Origin of the sequence: Elizabethkingia argenteiflava (genome assembly GCF_009904105.1) — a bacterium.
Classification (GTDB): domain Bacteria; phylum Bacteroidota; class Bacteroidia; order Flavobacteriales; family Weeksellaceae; genus Elizabethkingia; species Elizabethkingia argenteiflava.
The window spans coordinates 1-246 of record NZ_JAAABJ010000338.1; the positions used below are offsets into that span (position 1 = coordinate 1).

Consider the following 246-nt stretch of genomic DNA (forward strand, 5'->3'; position numbering starts at 1 on the left):
AATGGGAGGTGAAAAGCTAGGCTATCAGGGTAGAAAAAAGGCAAAAACCACCAACAGCATTTTTCTGTGTGATAACCAGGGACAAATGTTGGCAATGGGAAGTCCAAAAAGTGGGCATCATCACGATTTATACCAAATAGAAGGTAGTTTGAAAGAAATTCTGTCCCTTCTAAGCGAAGCAGAAATAGATCATAAAGGATTGTTTCTCAATGCTGAAGCAGGATTTGACAGTGAGAATTTAAGACA

Annotated in this window: 1 pseudogene; it reads left to right on the forward strand. The window is 39.0% G+C overall.

Annotated elements, in window-relative coordinates:
• A pseudogene (locus tag GNY06_RS03905) lies at positions 1–246 on the forward strand (IS5/IS1182 family transposase); the annotation flags it as partial.